This is a genomic window from Nostoc sp. JL23 (genome assembly GCF_017115065.1).
GTDB classification, from domain to species: Bacteria; Cyanobacteriota; Cyanobacteriia; order Cyanobacteriales; family Nostocaceae; genus Nostoc; species Nostoc punctiforme_A.
This window is the reverse complement of sequence record NZ_JABXKN010000042.1, coordinates 25001-43605: the sequence shown is the minus strand read 5'-3', so window position 1 is coordinate 43605 and position 18605 is coordinate 25001. Positions and strand designations below refer to the sequence as shown.

The window sequence follows — 18605 nt, the reverse complement described above, 5'->3', positions numbered from 1 at the left end:
ATATTTCTGTGAATATTGAACAATTGGTAGTTGATCTTAGTAAACAGGGTGTAAAGTTGTGGGTTGAAGGTGAGCAGTTGCGTGTTAATGCTCCAAAGGGAGTATTGACGCTAGAAACTCGTGACTTATTAGCTAAAAATAAAGCAGAACTTATTTTTTGGCTGCACGAAAAAAATGCGGACACCGATACAGATTTACCCCTGATCAAAGCCGAGCGTCCTCAGAACTTACCTCTATCTTTTGCCCAAGAACGACTCTGGTTATTAAACCAGTTGGAACCAGATAACCCCTCCTATAACGAACAAGCAGCTCTAAAACTTCACGGTAAATTAAACGTCGTGGCGCTAGAGCAAAGCCTCAACAAAATTACCGATCGCCACGAAGCTTTACGTACTAACTTCCGCACTATCAACGAGCAGCCAGTCCAGGTAATTACTGACAGCTTAAACTTAAATGTGGCAATAGTAGACCTATCAGAATTACCTGAAAGTGAAAGAGAAATCGCTTGCCAACAATTAGCCACAACTGAAGCTAATCGACCCTTTGACCTTGCTAGTTCTCCTTTAATTCGAGCTTCTGTGGTTAAACTCACAGAGGTAGAACACGCTTTGGTACTAACAATACACCACATTGTAGTGGATGGTTGGTCAATAGGCGTATTGATGCACGAGTTAGCAACCATTTACTCAGCCATCTGCAATAACTTGTCACCACAGCTACCTGAGCTACCAATTCAGTATGCCGACTTTGCTATTTGGCAACGACAATGGTTGCAATCAGAAGTACTCCAAACGCAGCTTGATTACTGGAAACAACTACTCAAAAACGCTCCCACGTTACTAGAATTACCCACAGACAGACCAAGACCAGCGATTCAAACTTTTCGGGGCGAAATTCAATATGGAGAATTTTCAGTTGAACTGAGTGAAGCGATCGCTAATTTCACTAGGCAAGAGGGAGCCACCCTATTCATGACGCTGTTTGCGGCTTATGTCACCTTGCTTTATCGCTATACAGACTCCGATGACATTGTAGTGGGTACGCCCATTGCTAACCGCGATCGCTTGGAACTTGAAGGGTTAATTGGCTTTTTTGTCAATACTTTAGTATTACGTACCGATTTGTCGGACAACCCCAGTTTTCAGCAATTGCTAAGTCGAGTGCGGCAACTGACACTGCAAGCTTACGCTCATCCAGACCTGCCCTTTGAGGAGTTGGTAAAAGCATTGCAGCCACAACGCGACCTCAGCCATACGCCACTATTTCAGGTGATGTTTGTCCTCCAGAATGCGCCCATATCTGAAGTAGAGCTTGCTGGCTTAACTATCAGTTCATTGCCAGCGCAAAGCGCAACTGCCAAGTTTGATTTAACTTTATCAATGCAGAATACTGCAACTGGATTGGTGAGTGTGTGGCAGTACAATGCTGACTTGTTTGATGCCAGCACAATCGAGCGGATGAGGGGGCATTTCCAAACATTGCTCGAAGGAATTGTTGCTAATCCTCAAGAGCAGATTTCACAATTGCCTCTGCTAACAGAAATTGAGCAGCAGCAGTTATTACTAAAGTGGAATGATACAGGGGTAGATTATCCCCAAGATAAATGTATTCATCAGTTATTTGAGGAGCAGGTTGAACGTACTCCCGATGCTGTAGCAGTGGTGTATGAAAATCAACATCTTACATACCACGAATTAAACTGTCGCGCTAACCAGTTGGCGCACTACCTCAAGTCTTTGGGTGTAAAAGCCGATATGCTAGTTGGTATTTGTGTAGAGCGTTCCTTAGAAATGGTGGTGGGACTGCTAGGGATTCTGAAGGCGGGTGGCGCTTATTTGCCACTTGCTTCAGACTATCCTAGCGAGCGTTTGCGCTTGATGTTAGAAGATGCTCAAGTTTCAGTGTTGCTGACTCAGCAGAAACTCTTCGACAGATTGCCTGAGCATACTGCACAGCGTGTTTGTTTAGATGCTGACTGGCAGCTTATTTCTCAGTTAAGTCAGGATAATTTAATACCTGAGATACAAGCAGCTAACTTGGCTTATGTGATTTATACCTCCGGTTCTACAGGTCAACCCAAGGGAGTACTGATTGCCCATCAAGGATTGCTAAATTTGGTGTTCTGGCATCAACGCACTTTTAAAATCACGACCTTAGACAAAACAACTCAGCTAGCAGGAACAGCATTTGATGCTGCTGTATGGGAATTGTGGCCTTACCTGACCGCAGGAGCAAGTATATATTTAGTCAAACCTGAAATTCTTCTATCCCCAGTAGATTTGCAAGATTGGTTGGAATCGAAAAAGATCACTATCAGTTTTCTGCCAACACCGATGGCAGAGCAATTATTCTCTCTGGAATGGCCAGAAAGTACAACTTTGCGAACCATACTGACTGGAGGAGATAAGCTTCATCGATATCCATCAGGTTTACTCCCTTTCCAGGTAGTGAATAATTATGGCCCAACTGAAAATACTGTTGTCACAACTTCAGGACTAGTAGTTTCTAATGGGCGGGATAATAATATCTCACCACCCATCGGTCGCCCTATAGCGAATGTTGAAATCTATATATTGGACTCTTATTTACAGCCAGTACCTATAGGTGTGCCAGGAGAATTGCATATTGGTGGTGCGGGATTAGCAAAAGGCTACCTTAACCGTCCAGAGTTAACACAAGAAAAATTCATTCCCAATCCGTTTGAGGAGGCAGGAGGCAGGAGGCAGGAGGCAGAAGGGAGTAAATTATATAAAACTGGGGATTTGGTACGCTATTTAAATGACGGCAATATAGAATACCTCGGGCGCATTGACTACCAAGTAAAAATACGTGGTTTCCGCATTGAGTTGAGCGAAATTGAAGCAGTATTGAGCCAACATAGTGATGTGCAGTTATCTTGTGTCATCGCCCGTGAGGATACTCCTGGTGATAAACGCTTAGTCGCATACGTGGTAGCACATCAGGACTGTAAACCCGCAATCAGCGAACTACGACAATTCCTCAAAACAAAGCTGCCAGAATACATGGTGCCAAGTGCTTTTGTAATCTTGGAATCCTTACCCGTGACTCCCAACGGCAAAGTTGACCGCCGCGCCTTACCAAAACCAGATTTAGACACCACACTGCTAGAAAAATATGTCGCCCCGCGCACACCCATTGAGGAAATGCTGGCGCTCCTTTGGGCACAAGTGCTGAACTTAGAGCTTGTAGGCATATATGATAACTTCTTTGAACTTGGTGGACACTCACTACTAGCAACGCAATTGGTTTCACGTATCCGCAACATTTTCAAAGTGGAACTACCATTGCGTGAATTGTTTGCCAGATCAACAGTTGCGGAATTGGCGCAATCGATTGGACAATTGCAGCAACAAAACTTAGAACTTTCTACACCACCCATCGCACAAAGGGCAGAGAATGCTCAATTACTACTGTCTTATGCTCAACAGCGTCTTTGGTTTTTAGACCAGTTCGAGCCGAACAGTGACTTATACAACATTCCCTTAGCTTTGCGTCTAGTCGGAACTCTGAATCAAGTTGCCCTAGAACAAAGCTTACATGAAATTATTGCTCGCCACGAAGCATTACGCACCAATTTTGTAACGGTTAATGGACAACCAACTCAAATTATTCAAACACAAACGAATTGGACAGTTTCAGTTGTTGGCTTAAAGCATTTATCAACAACTGAACAAGAAATCGCTACACAGCAATTAGCGCGACAACAAGCTATTGAGCCTTTTGACCTGGCAAATCAAGCATTAGTTAGGGCGACATTACTAGTGCTGTCTGAGACAGAACACGTTTTGAGTGTATGTATGCACCATATTGTCTCTGATGCCTGGTCAATGGGTGTGTTTTTTCAAGAACTAGCAGCATTGTACAACGCTTATTCTCAAGCTCAACCGTCTCTACGAGACGCTACAGGTAGCTTGCTTCCCCGAAGGGGTACACCTTTAGCACCCCTGCCGATTCAGTATGCAGATTTTGCACTGTGGCAAAGACAATGGTTGCAAGGGGGCGTACTGCAAAGCCAACTGAGTTACTGGCAACAGCAACTCAAAGATGCACCAGCCTTGTTGTCCCTACCCACAGACCGACCAAGACCTGCTGTGCAGACTTTCGCTGGCGCACATCAAGAGTTTGCGCTCTCACAGCCGCTCACTCAAGGATTGATACAACTAAGTCAAAAGCAAGGAGTAACCTTGTTTATGACGCTGTTAGCAGCTTATGATGCCCTGCTTTACCGCTACACAGGTACAGAAGACATTTTAGTGGGATCTCCCATTGCTAACCGCGATCGCAGTGAGATAGAAGGGTTGATTGGCTTTTTTGTCAATACTTTAGTCTTGCGTACTAACTTGGCAGGTAATCCGAGCTTTAGTGAATTACTGACTCGTGTTCGGGAAATGGCAATGGAGGCATACACTTATCAAAATTTGCCTTTTGAAATGCTGGTGGAAGCATTGCAACCACAAAGAGACCTCAGTCATACACCACTGTTCCAAGTAATGTTTGCACTTCAGAATGTGCCTTTATCTGGAGTAGAGTTGGCTGGGTTAAGTGTCACTCCATTGATGCCAGAAAGCACAAGTGCCAAGTTTGATATTACCTTACTAATGCAGAACACTGCTGATGGATTGGTGGGTGTGTGGGAATATAATACAGACTTGTTTGATGCGGGCACAATTGAGCGCATGACGGGTCATTTTGTGACATTGCTTGAGGGAATTATTGCTAACCCAGAACAGCAAATCTCACAATTGCCCCTGCTGACAGAAGTCGAACAGCATCAATTATTAGTAGAGTGGAACGATACTCAGGTAGATTATCCACAAGATTTGTGCATCTATCAGTTATTTGAGGAGCAAGTTCAGCGCACCCCCGATGCTGTAGCGGTTATATTTGAAAACCAACAACTTACTTACTACCAATTAAACTGTCGCGCTAACCAGTTGGCAAATTACTTGCAGTCTTTGGGAGTGTCCGCAGATGTGCTGGTGGGTATTTGTGTGGAGCGCTCCATAGAAATGGTTGTGGGATTACTGGGCATCCTCAAGGCGGGTGGGGCTTATGTGCCACTTGACCCAGACTATCCCCAACAACGTTTGAGTTTCATATTAGATGATGCGGCGCTGCCAGTGTTGTTAACTCAGCAATCATTATTGGAATCTTTGCCAGAGCATACCGCACAGGTAGTATGTTTGGATAGCGATCGCCAACTCATTGAGCAACACAGTCGAGAAAATCCACTCACTGGCAGCAAACCAGAAAACTTGGCTTATGTAATTTATACTTCAGGTTCCACAGGCCAGCCAAAAGGAGTTCAAGTTAACCACAGCAGTGTAGTCAACTTTTTAGTTTCCATGAGTCATTGTCCAGGATTAACTGACTCTGATACTTTCTGTGCCGTTACTACCATATCCTTTGACATTGCGGCTTTGGAACTGTATCTGCCACTCATAGTAGGAGCAAAGGTAGTAGTAATTGGACGTGAAGTCGCCAGGGATGGCGCTAGGCTGTTACTAAAGTTACAGCACTCAAGCACAACAGTGATGCAAGCGACTCCAGCCACTTGGCAAATGCTGGTAGCTTCCGGCTTATCTACTCAACGGTTGGGAATGAAACTCTTGTGTGGGGGAGAAGCCTTACCACCTCAATTAGCTCATCAATTACTAGAAACTGGTGCCCAAGTATGGAATCTCTATGGGCCGACAGAAACAACAATTTGGTCGAGTATTTGCCAACTTAGGAATGAGTCAACGCAACTAGAAGCTAGAAATGCGATCGCCTTTGGCGCAATTGCACCCATTGGTCGTCCCATAGCTAACACTCAATTTTACATTTTAGATTCACACTTACAACCAGTTCCTGTAGGTGTAGCAGGAGAATTGCATATCGGTGGTTTAGGTTTAGCAAAAGGCTACCTTAACCGTCCACAATTGACACAAGAGAAATTTATCTCTAATCCCTTTAGCACAGACCCTCATTCGCGCCTCTATAAAACCGGCGATTTAGCACGTTATCTACCCGATAGCACAATTGAATACCTGGTACGAATTGACAATCAAGTAAAAATACGTGGTTTCCGCATCGAGTTGGGAGAAATCGAAGCAGTCCTGAGCCAACATCAGGATGTGCAAGCATCTTGTGTTATCGCCCACGAAGATACTCCAGGTGATAAACGCCTAATCGCCTACGTAGTAACGCATCTAGGACAGACACCTACAGTTAGCCAGTTGCGCTCCTTCCTGTCTAACCAACTGACTACTTACATGGTGCCACATGCTTTTGTGATGCTAGAGTCCCTGCCTCTTACTCCCAACGGCAAGGTAGACCGCCTCGCATTAAAAGCACCAGACTCTCGTGGAGAACTAGAAGTCAGTTTTGTAGCCCCACGCAATCAAATCGAAGAAATATTAGCGCAGATTTGGGCAGAAGTTCTCAAAGTAGAGCAAGTAGGAGTTCACGATAACTTCTTTGAACTCGGTGGAGATTCTATTCTCAGTCTTCAAATCATCAACAGAGCAAAGCTTGCAGAATTGCAACTGACTCTCAAGCAATTATTCGCACATCAAACAATTGCAGAATTGGCCATAGTGGCAAATGTAGCGAGTGTTATTCAAATAGAACAAGGTTTGGTAACAGGGACATTACCTCTAACGCCAATTCAACACTGGTTTTTTGAGCAAAATTTACAACAACCGCATCACTTTAATCAATCATTTCTGCTTTCAGTACCATCTGACCTCAAACCAGAGTTATTAAAGCAAGTATTGCAGCAATTGCTAGTACATCATGATGCTCTGCGCCTACGTTTTACACAAACTGACTCTACTTGGCAGCAAATTCACTCTGCTGTGACTGATAGCGTTGCTTTCTCTTATGTAGACTTATCGGCACTCCCACAGAATGAGCAAAAAACTGCGATTGAAGCTAGCGCAACTTGCTTACAGGCGAGTTTGAATCTGTCAGAGAATCTAGTGCAAGTCGCCTTTTTCTATCTGGGTATTGACAAGAGGGCGCGATTACTCATCGTTATCCACCACTTGGTAGTTGACGGTGTTTCTTGGCGAATATTGTTAGAAGATTTGCAAACAGCTTACCAGCAACTTGCTCACGGTAAAGCGATCGCACTGCCTGCTAAAACAACTTCTTTCAAAGATTGGTCTAACAAATTAACCAAATATGCACAGTCAGAAACTCTCAAATCCGAGGTGGCTTATTGGTTGAATGAATCTCGCGCCGCAGTTCCTCCTATCCCAGTGGACTATAAAGGGGCAAACACTGTTGAAGCAGCTAGTACAGTAACAGTGTCGTTAAATGAAGCGCAAACTCGTGCCTTACTGCAAGATGTGCCAAAAGCTTACAACACTCAGATTAACGATGTGCTACTGACTGCCTTGGCGCTGGTTTTGAGCAGATGGACTAACTCTAAGAGTGTGCTGTTCAACTTAGAAGGTCATGGGCGGGAAGATATTATTGATGATGTAGATTTGTCACGCACTATCGGTTGGTTTACAACCATCTTCCCTGTACTTTTGGAACTGGGAGCAACAGAAAATCTCGCAGATGCTTTAAAATCTGTCAAAGAACAACTGCGGGCTATTCCCAATAAAGGAATTGGCTATGGCTTATTGCGTTATCTGAGTCAGGATGCAGAAATCGCTGCCCAACTACAGACATTACCGCAAGCAGAAATCAGTTTTAATTATTTGGGTCAATTCGACCAACTGCTCAATACATCTTCTTGGATGCAGCTAGCTAGTGAGTCTACGGGACACAGCCACGGTTTGCAGAACAACCGCGCTCATCTACTAGATATTAATAGCGTTATTACTGAAGAACGGTTGCAAATAAATTGGGCTTACAGCAAAAATATCCACCAGCACGCCACAATCGAAAGTCTGGCACAAGAATTTGTCAAGACATTGCTTGGACTAATTGCTCATTGTTCATCACCTGAGAGTGGAGGTTATACACCTTCAGATTTCTCGCTAGTCAAGCTCAATCAGCCAGAAATAGACCAACTGTTGGCAAGTTTAGTATTCAAAAATCAATCAGGCAAAACTAACTGGCGAAATATTGAAGATATTTACCCGCTCTCGCCAACCCAACAGGGTATGCTGTTTGAGAGTTTGTACGCTCCAGACTCAGGAGTATATTTTCAGCAGTTAAGTTTAACTTTGAGTGGAAAGTTGAATGTGACAGCATTTGAGCAAGCTTGGCAGCAAGTGGTAGCAGAGCATTCAATCTTGCGGACTGCTTTTATTTGGGAGCAATTAGCCGAGCCACTTCAAGTAGTGTATCGGCAGGTGGATGTTAAGCTCAACAGCCATGATTGGCAACAGCTATCTGCACAAGATCAACAACAGCAATTAGAGCTTTTGTTGCACTCACAGCGAAAACAAGGTTTCCAACTGTCTCAACCACCACTGATACATCTGAGCCTCATTCAATTGAGTGCAGATACTTATCAATTTATTTGGAGTTCTCATCACTTATTGCTTGATGGCTGGTCAATGCCTTTGGTTTTCAAAGACTTATTGTACTTTTATCAAACAATTTCTCAGCGTGAAACTCTAGATATTCAACCAACTCAAAGCTACCGCAACTATATTGCTTGGCTACAGAAACAAGACTTAGCCCAAGCTGAACAATTTTGGAGAGAAAAACTCCAAGGTTTTACCGCACCCACTCCTTTGAGTGTTGATAAAAAACAATCATCAAACCGGAAAAAGTTAGATTCTAGCTATAGCGAACAACAAATTCAACTTACAGTGCAAGCGACAGCCGCAATCCAAAGTTTTGCACGGAAGCATCAACTGACGATCAATAATCTGGTGCAAGCAACTTGGGCATTACTGCTGTGTCGCTACAGTCAAGAAACTGATGTTGTTTTTGGTGCTACTGTATCTGGTCGTCCGCCATCTCTTGTTGGTATCGAGTCGATGGTGGGACTATTTATCAACACCTTGCCAGTGCGAGTTCAAGTTTCAGACGATACCCAAGTGTTGACTTTGTTGAAGGATTTACAGGCGCAACAAGTTGAATCTGAGCAATATTCATATAGTTCATTGGTGGAGATTCAAGGTAAGAGTGAAATCAACAGAGGAACGCCTTTGTTCGAGAGCATTGTTGTCTTTGAGAATTATCCAGTTGATGAGGCAGTGCGTAGCCAGCCGCCGAAGGCATCGCACAATTACAGTTTCTCTATAGACAAGATTCACGCTATTGAACAAACTAATTATCCTCTGACTGTAATTGCTGCTGTTGGTAAGCAATTGTTGGTGAAGATTAACTACGATATTAGCCGCTTTGATGATGCAACAATTACTCGCTTGTTAGGACATTTCCAAATATTGCTTGAGGGAATTGTTACTAATCCAGAACAGCAAATCTCACAATTACCCCTGCTGACAGAAGCCGAACAGCATCAATTATTAGTGGAATGGAACGATACTCAAGTAGATTATCCACTAGATAAATGTCTCCATCACTTGTTTGAGGAGCAGTGTTTGAGTACACCTGATGCGATCGCAGTGGAGTTTGAAAATCAACAACTCACTTACCAGCAGTTGAATAGTCGCGCTAACCAGTTGGCGCACTACCTGAAGTCTTTGGGAGTTTCCGCAGATGTGCTGGTGGGTATCTGTGTGGAACGCTCAATAGAAATGGTTGTCGGATTGTTGGGCATTCTCAAGGCGGGTGGGGCTTATGTGCCAATTGACCCGAACTACCCACAAGAGCGAATTCGTTTCATGCTGCAAGATTGTGGGGCAAAGGTTTTGCTCACCCATAGTCAACTCAAAGACTTGAGTGCGATCGCAGAACTGGCGGCTGACAACAAAGAAACTCTTGCCCAATACCCTTCCATACTGTATTTAGATCACGATAACTTTGCCAACCAATCTACAGAGAACCCCAGTCGGCAAAGTCAACCCGATGATTTAGCTTATGTAATCTATACATCAGGCTCTACAGGACAACCCAAAGGGGTACAACTACTGCATCGGGGTTTAAGTAACTATTTACACTGGGCTAAAGACTACTACGCAGTAGCAGAAGGACAAGGTACACCTGTGCAGTCTTCTCTTAGCTTTGATGCAACCATTACATCACTGTACCTCCCGCTAATTTGTGGGCGTACCACCATCTTGGTAAGAGAAAAACAAGAATTGCAGCTTCTAGCAGACATTGTTAAACAAAACAATCATCTATCGCTCGTCAAAATCACACCTTCCCATCTGGAAATACTCAATCAGCAAATTGAGCCTGATCCCATGCCGAATCGGGTCAATGCCTTTGTTTTAGGCGGTGAGGCATTACACGCTAACCAAATAATTCCCTGGTTGACTCATGCCCCCAATACCCGCCTGATTAACGAATATGGTCCGACAGAAGCGGTTGTCGGGTGTTGTGTCTACGAAGCAACTGGAAAAAGGGATCTAGCGGGCGATTTATTAATCGGACAGCCAATTGCCAATGTACGTATTTACATTTTAGACAACCAAAACCAACTCCTTCCTGTCGGCATTCCTGGGGAACTTTGTATTGCCGGGGCTGGTTTAGCCAGTGGCTATCTCAACCGTCCCAAACTCACAGCTGAAAAATTCATCGAACTCAACTTATTTGGTAAAAAAGAACGAATCTACAAAACTGGCGATTTAGCCAGATGGTTGCCTGATGGTAATCTTGAATACCTGGGACGCATTGACAACCAAATAAAAATTCGCGGTTTCCGCATCGAGTTGGGAGAAATTGAGGCATTACTCAACCAACATGATGATGTGCAGGCATCTGTAGTCACTGCCCGCGAAGATACCCCAGGTGATAAACGCTTAGTTGCCTACGTCGTGCCGCATCAGCATACACCCACAATCAATGAACTACGGCAATTTCTGAAAGCAAAGCTACCAGACTACATGGTGCCAAACGCTTTTGTGATGTTGGAGTCAATGCCACTCACTCCCAACGGCAAAGTAGACCGTCGCGCCCTACCTGCACCAGATTTACACAGTGAAGGCACAGAAAAATATGTCGCCTTGCGCACTCCGATTGAAGAAATACTGGTACAAATTTGGTCACAAGTGCTGAAAGTAGAGCAAGTAGGCATACACGATAACTTCTTTGAACTTGGGGGACACTCGCTACTAGCAACACAAGTACTTTCACGTATCCGCGATCGCTTTAAAGTCAAACTCCCTTTACACGAATTGTTCAACACCCCAACCATCGCTGAATTAGCGCCATCAATCGGGAAGTTGCAGCAACAAAACTCAGACCTAACTGTTCCACGCATTCTACCAAGGAGCAAAAGATGATGACTGAAGAATTACCCCTATCTTATGCTCAACAGCGTTTGTGGTTTTTAGACCAGTTAGAGCCGAACAGTGCTATATACAACATCCCCTTAGCTTTGCGTCTAGTGGGAAATCTCAATCGGGCTGCCTTAGAACAAAGCTTTCAAGAGATTATTGATCGTCATGAAGCATTACGCACAAACTTCATCACAGTTGATGGAAAACCTTCTCAAATCATTCAAGCACAAATTAATTGGACAGTTTCAGTTGTTGAGTGCGAAAAGCTGCCACCAAGCGAACAAGAAATCGCTACACAGCAACTGGTGCAACAACAAGCGATTCAGCCTTTTGACTTGGCAGAGGGAGCATTAATCAGGGCAACATTAATTGTGCTGTCTAAGACAGAACACATATTGTTATTGTGTATGCACCATATTGTCTCTGATGCCTGGTCATTGGGTGTGTTTATCCAAGAACTAGCAGCACTGTACAATGCTTATTCTCAAGGAGAAACGTCACCTTTAACACCACTGCCGATTCAGTACGCAGATTTTGGCATCTGGCAAAGAGAGTGGTTGCAAGGGGAGGTACTGCAAAATCAAATCTCGTACTGGCAACAACAACTAAAAGATGCACCAGCCTTGTTGTCCCTACCCACAGACCGACCAAGACCTGCTGTGCAGACTTTCGCTGGCGCAATTCAAGAGTTTGCCCTCTCAGTCGAGTTAAGTAATCAGCTAACACAACTGAGCCAGAAACAAGGGGTGACTTTGTTCATAACACTTTTGGCAGCCTTTGATACCCTACTTTACCGCTACACAGGACAGTTAGACATTTTAGTAGGGTCTGCGATCGCAAACCGCGAACACAGCGAAATTGAAGGGTTAATTGGCTTTTTTGTCAATACTTTAGTGTTGCGTACTGACTTATCAGGCAACCCCAGTTTTAGCGAATTACTTTCTCGCGTTCGGCAAATAGCTCTAGGAGCATACTCTCATCAAGAGTTGCCATTTGAAATGCTAGTTGAGGCATTACAACCAGAACGGGATCTCAGCCATCCACCACTATTCCAAGTGATGTTTGTCCTCCAGAATACGCCCATGTCTGGAGTAGAACTTGCTGGTTTAACTATCAGTTCATTGAACGCCCAAAGCACAATTGCTAAGTTTGATTTAACTTTATCAATGCACAACTCAAGTGCTGGACTAGTGGGGATATGGGAATATAACACTGACTTATTTGATGCCAGCACAATTGAGCGGATGAGTAGGCATTTTGTGACATTGCTCTCAGGTATTGTTGCTAACCCAGAGGAGCGGATTTCGCAATTGCCTTTGCTGTCACAGACAGAGCAACAGCAGTTATTAGTTGAATGGAACAATACTCAAGCAGATTATCCTGTTGATAAGTGTATTCATCAGTTGTTTGAGGAGCAATCTTTGAGTACCCCGGATGCTATAGCTGTAGTATTTGAAAATCAACAACTGACTTACCAGCAATTGAATTGTTGCGCTAATCATTTAGCTCATTACTTACAGTCTTTGGGTATAAAACCAGATACGCTGGTGGGTATTTGTGTGGAACGCTCAATAGAAATGGTGGTGGGACTGTTGGGGAGTCTCAAGGCAGGCGGAGCTTATCTACCACTTGACCCAGAGTATCCGAATGAGCGTTTGGCTTTCATGTTAGAAGATGCTCAAGTTTCCATACTGTTGACTCAACAGCGACTTATTGACAGACTTCCTGAGCATCAAGCAAAACTTATCTGTTTAGATGAAGCTTGGGAACAAATTGCCCAAAACAATCAAGATAACCCAACAAGTGAAGTCAAAGCTTTTCATCTAGCTAACCTGATTTACACTTCTGGTTCAACAGGTAAACCTAAAGGTGTGATGGTTGAGCATAAGGGATTATGCAACCTAGCTCAAGCTCAGATTCAAACTTTTGGCTTGACTTCGGATAGTCGCGTTCTTCAGTTTGCCTCCTTCAGTTTTGATGCTTCCATCTCAGAAATTTTGATGGCTCTGGGGTCAGGTGCAACGCTGTATCTGGGAACAAAAGACTCTCTACTGCCAGGGAAGCCATTAATTGAGCAATTACGCGATCGCAGCATTACCCATATTACCCTACCACCATCGGCGTTAGCAGTTATGCCTGAGTCGGAACTGTCGGCACTGCAAACAATAATTGTAGCGGGAGAAGCTTGTTCATCTGAATTAATCAGACAATGGTCTGCTGGCAGAAACTTCTTCAATGCCTACGGGCCAACAGAAGCTAGTGTCTGTGCCACAATCGCAAAATGCACTGAAGATGACAATAAAATATCTATTGGTAAGGCGATCGCTAACGTCCAGGTTTATATTTTAGATGAATATCTGCAACCAGTACCGATTGGTGTACCAGGTGAATTACACATTGGTGGTACTGGTTTATCACGAGGCTACCTTAATCGCCCAGAGTTGACAAAAGAAAAATTTATTCCCAACCCGTTTAAGGGAGCAGGAGAGAGTAATTTATATAAAACTGGAGACTTAGCACGCTATTTACCAGATGGCAATATTGAATACCTGGGACGCATCGACAATCAGGTAAAAATCCGCGGCTTCCGTATCGAGTTGGGAGAAATTAAAGAATTACTGAACCAACATGGCGATGTGCAGACAGCTTGTGTTATTGCCCGCGAAGATCATCTAGGTGATAAACGCTTAGTTGCCTACGTGGTAGGACATAAACAACATTCACCTACAATCAGCCAGTTAAGATCCTTCCTCTCTAGTCAACTGCCACAATACATGATACCTCATGCTTTTGTGATGCTAGAGTCTTTACCTCTGACTCCCAACGGCAAGGTAGACCGTCGCGCATTGAAAGCGCCAGACTCTCGTGAGGGACTGGAAATAAGTTTTGTCGCCCCGCGTAGCCCAATTGAAGAAATACTGACGCAAATTTGGACACAAGCGCTGAAAGTAGACCAAGTGGGTATATATAATAACTTCTTTGAACTTGGAGGGCACTCACTACTAGCAACGCAACTAGTTTCACGTATCCGCAACATTTTCAAAGTGGAACTACCATTGCGTGAGTTCTTTGCCAGAAAAACAGTTGCCGAATTGGCGCAAGTGATTAGGCAATTACAGCAACAAAACTTAGAACTGGTTTCCCCACCCATCTTACCAAGGGCAGAGAATGCAGAATTACCACTGTCTTATGCTCAACAGCGTTTATGGTTTTTAGACCAGTTCGAGCCAAACAGTGCCATATACAACATTCCTATGGCTTTGCGTCTAGTTGGAACACTTAATCAAGTTGCCTTAGAACAAAGCTTGTATGAAATTATTGCTCGCCACGAAGCCTTACGCACCAATTTTGTAACCGTTAATGGACAACCAACTCAACTTATTCAAACACAAACGAATTGGACAGTAACAGTAGTTGACTTGAAGCATTTATCAACAACTGAACAAAAAATTGCTACACAGCAATTAGCGCAACAACAAGCTAGTCAACCGTTTGACTTAGCAAACCAAGCATTAGTTAGGGCAACATTAATTGTGCTGTCCGAGACAGAACATGTTTTGAGTGTATGTATGCACCATATTGTCTCTGATGCCTGGTCAATGGGTGTGTTTATCCAAGAACTAGCAGCACTGTACAACGCTTTCTCTCAAGGTGATCTGTCACCTTTGACATCAGTGCCGATTCAGTACGCAGATTTTGCGATCTGGCAAAGAAATTGGTTGCAAGGCTCGGTACTGCAAACTCAACTAAGTTACTGGCAACAACAACTAAAAGCTGCACCAGCCTTGTTGTCCCTACCAACAGATCGACCCAGAGGATCTGTGCAGACTTTCGCTGGTGGACATCAAGAGTTTGCACTCTCAGTTGAGTTAAGCAATAAGCTGACAAAACTGAGCCAGGAGCAAGGGGTTACTTTGTTCATGACGTTGTTGGCAGCGTTTGATACCTTGCTTTACCGCTACACAGGTACGGAAGATATTTTGGTGGGTTCGCCAATTGCAAACCGTAATCGTAATGAAATTGAAGGGTTAATTGGCTTTTTTGTCAATACTTTAGTGTTACGTGCTGACTTATCAGGCGATCGCAGCTTTAACGAATTACTTGGTCGCGTTCGATTGATGGCAATAGATGCTTATGCTCATCAGGACTTACCTTTTGAAATGCTAGTAGAAGTATTGCAGCCAGAACGGGATCTCAGTCATACACCACTTTTCCAAGTCATGTTTGCCCTCCAGAATGTGCCTATGTCTGAGATAGAGCTTGCTGACTTAACTATCAGTTCTTTGCCAGTAGAAAGCGCAACTGCCAAGTTTGATTTGTTTTTATCAATACAGAACACTGGTAATGGACTGGTGGGTGTATGGGAATATAACACTGACTTATTTGATGCCAGCACAATTGAACGGATGACTGGACATTTTATAACATTGCTCTCTGGAATTGTTGCTAACCCAGAGGAGCGGATTTCGCAATTGCCTTTGCTGTCACAGACAGAGCAACAGCAGTTATTAGTTGAATGGAACAATACTCAGGTGGATTATCCCCGTGATAAATCTATCCATCAGTTGTTTGAGGAACAAGTAGAGCGTACACCCAATGCAGTGGCGGTGGAGTTTGAAAATCAACAGCTGACTTACGACCAATTGAACTGTCGTGCAAATCAGTTGGCGCACTACCTGAAGTCTTTGGGAGTGTCCGCAGATGTGCTGGTAGGCATTTGTGTAGAGCGATCGCTAGAGATGGTTGTGGGACTGTTAGGAATTCTCAAAGCTGGTGGGGCTTATGTGCCACTCGATCCAAACTACCCTCAAGAGCGTTTGGCTTTCATGTTAGAAGATGCTCAAGTTTCAGTGTTGCTAACCCAACATTCACTCCTCGACAGATTACCTCAGCATCAAGCTCACCTTGTCTTTTTGGATACTGACTGGCAAGTGATTTCTCAGTCGAGTCAGGATAATCTCATCTCTATTGTGCAAGCAACTAATTTGGCTTATGTAATTTATACCTCTGGTTCTACAGGCCAACCTAAAGGTGTAGCCATGAATCAGCTTGCTCTTTGCAATTTGATTCTGTGGCAACTGCAAAATAATACAATTTCCACTGGAGCAAAAACGCTGCAATTTGCTCCTATTAGCTTTGATGTCTCCTTCCAAGAAATGTTTTCTACCTGGTTTTCGGGAGGCACATTGTTCTTAATTACGGAGGAATTGCGCCGAGATATCTCAGCTTTGTTAGGTTTTCTCCAAGAAAAAGCTGTTGAGAGACTGTTTGTTCCCTTTGTTGCCTTACAGCAACTAGCTGAAGTCGCTGTTGGTAGTGAGTTAGTTAATAGTCATCTGCGGGAAATCATTACTGCTGGGGAACAGTTGCAGATTACTCCCGCGATTTCTCAATGGTTAAGCAAACTAACTGATTGTACTTTGCACAATCATTACGGGCCATCGGAGAGCCATGTAATCATCACTTTTACTTTGGCTGATCCAGTAGAGGCTTGGCCGCTACTGCCTCCGATTGGTCGTCCCATTGCTAACACGCAAATTTACATCCTGGATCAGTACCTACAGTCTGTACCTGTGGGTGTAGCAGGAGAATTGCACATTGGTGGTGTCTCTTTGGCGCAAGGCTACCTCAACCGGCCAGAGTTAACACTTGAGAAATTCATCTCCAACCCCTTTAGCACTGACAGGTATTCACGCCTCTACAAAACAGGGGATTTAGCCCGCTATTTACCGTATGGCAACATTGAATACCTGGGGCGCATTGACAATCAGGTTAAGGTACGAGGCTTCCGGATTGAATTGGGAGAAGTTGAAGCAGTACTGAGCCAGCATGGAGATGTGGAGGGATGTTGTATCATCGCCCGCGAAGATACTCCGGGTGATAAAAGACTAGTTGCCTACGTGGTAGCACATCAGAACTGTACACCCACAATCAGCGAACTGCGGCAATTCCTGAAAGCAAAGCTACCAGACTACATGGTGCCAAGCGCTTTTGTGATGTTGGAAGAGATGCCACTAACTCCTAGCGGCAAAGTAGACCGCCGTGCATTGCCTGCACCGGATTTACACAGCAGTAATTCAGACAAATATGTAGCTCCACGCAACCAAGTAGAACTGGAACTAACGCAAATCTGGTCAAGAATTTTGAAAGTTGACAAGGTGGGAGTAAAAGATAATTTCTTTGACCTCGGTGGTCACTCTCTTTTAACTCCTTACTTAATGGCTCAAATTAAACAGCAGTTTGGTAAAAATATTGCGATCGCCAGCCTTTACCAAAATCCAACTATTGAACAATTGGCAACTATTGTACCATTCGATTCAGATTCTAAGAGTGGATCTCCCTTGGTAATACTTCAGCCGCACGGTTCTAAACCACCTTTATTTTGTCTTCCTGGGGCTGCGGGCTATCCCTTTTATTTGTATGATTTAGCCCGTTGTCTGGGTTCAGACCAACCATTTTACAGTTTCCAAGCAATTGCTCCTAGTGAAGGAGGAGAACTAATTACCCAAGTTGAGGATGTAGCCATCCGTTATATTCAAGAACTCTTTGTTGTTCAACCACAGGGGCCGTATTTTTTAGCAGGGCATTCTTTTGGCGGTAAATTAGCCTTTGAAATGGCGCAGCAGTTACTTCGTAAAGGTCATAAGGTTGCTTTAGTTGCCATTCTTGATACTACAGCACCATTTCATCAGAAAAATCCATCAGCTTTTGATTTGGATAACACTAAATGGTTAGTTGAATTAGCAGACACAATCGAAGTTGTTTACGGTAAAAAGATGGATTGTTCTGTTGATACTCTTCAATCGATGGTTTGGGAAGATCAGCTGAAATACGTTCTAGAAAGGTTAAAGAATGCTGATATCTTACCTCCTGACGATGAAATTACGCAGCTTAATAATATGGTGCAACTGCTCAAAGCTAACGCTGTAGTGAATTATGTACCACAAGAGGTTTATCCAACTAAAATTACCCTCTTACGCGCCAAGGAGAATGTCGTCAAGGTTGATGAATCTAATAGTGAAGTACTTTCTGAGATTTTGCAGAATTTGCACTGGGGCTGGAGTAAATTTTCTGCCGAACCAGTGGATGTCCATTTTGTCCCAGGTAATCATGTGACGATGATGAATCTGCCCCATGTTCAAGTCTTAGCGGAACAGTTGAAAGCTTGCATTGAGCAAGCACAAGAAGTTAGAGGCGATGAATATAAACCTGATTATGATAATCAGATTTGGCCTATCAAGTTTTTATCTAACCAACATCCCGTAGATATTAAGTGAGTTCATT

The 18605-nt window shown here is 43.8% G+C and carries 2 pseudogenes; both read left to right on the top strand.

Annotation, left to right across the window (positions count from 1 at the left end):
- Nucleotides 1–8: 8 nt before the first annotated feature.
- Nucleotides 9–8021: pseudogene (locus tag HWQ42_RS08870) on the top strand (amino acid adenylation domain-containing protein); the annotation flags it as partial.
- 45 nt (nucleotides 8022–8066) lie between these two features.
- A pseudogene (locus tag HWQ42_RS08865) lies at nucleotides 8067–18598 on the top strand (amino acid adenylation domain-containing protein); the annotation flags it as partial.
- Nucleotides 18599–18605 lie beyond the last annotated feature (7 nt).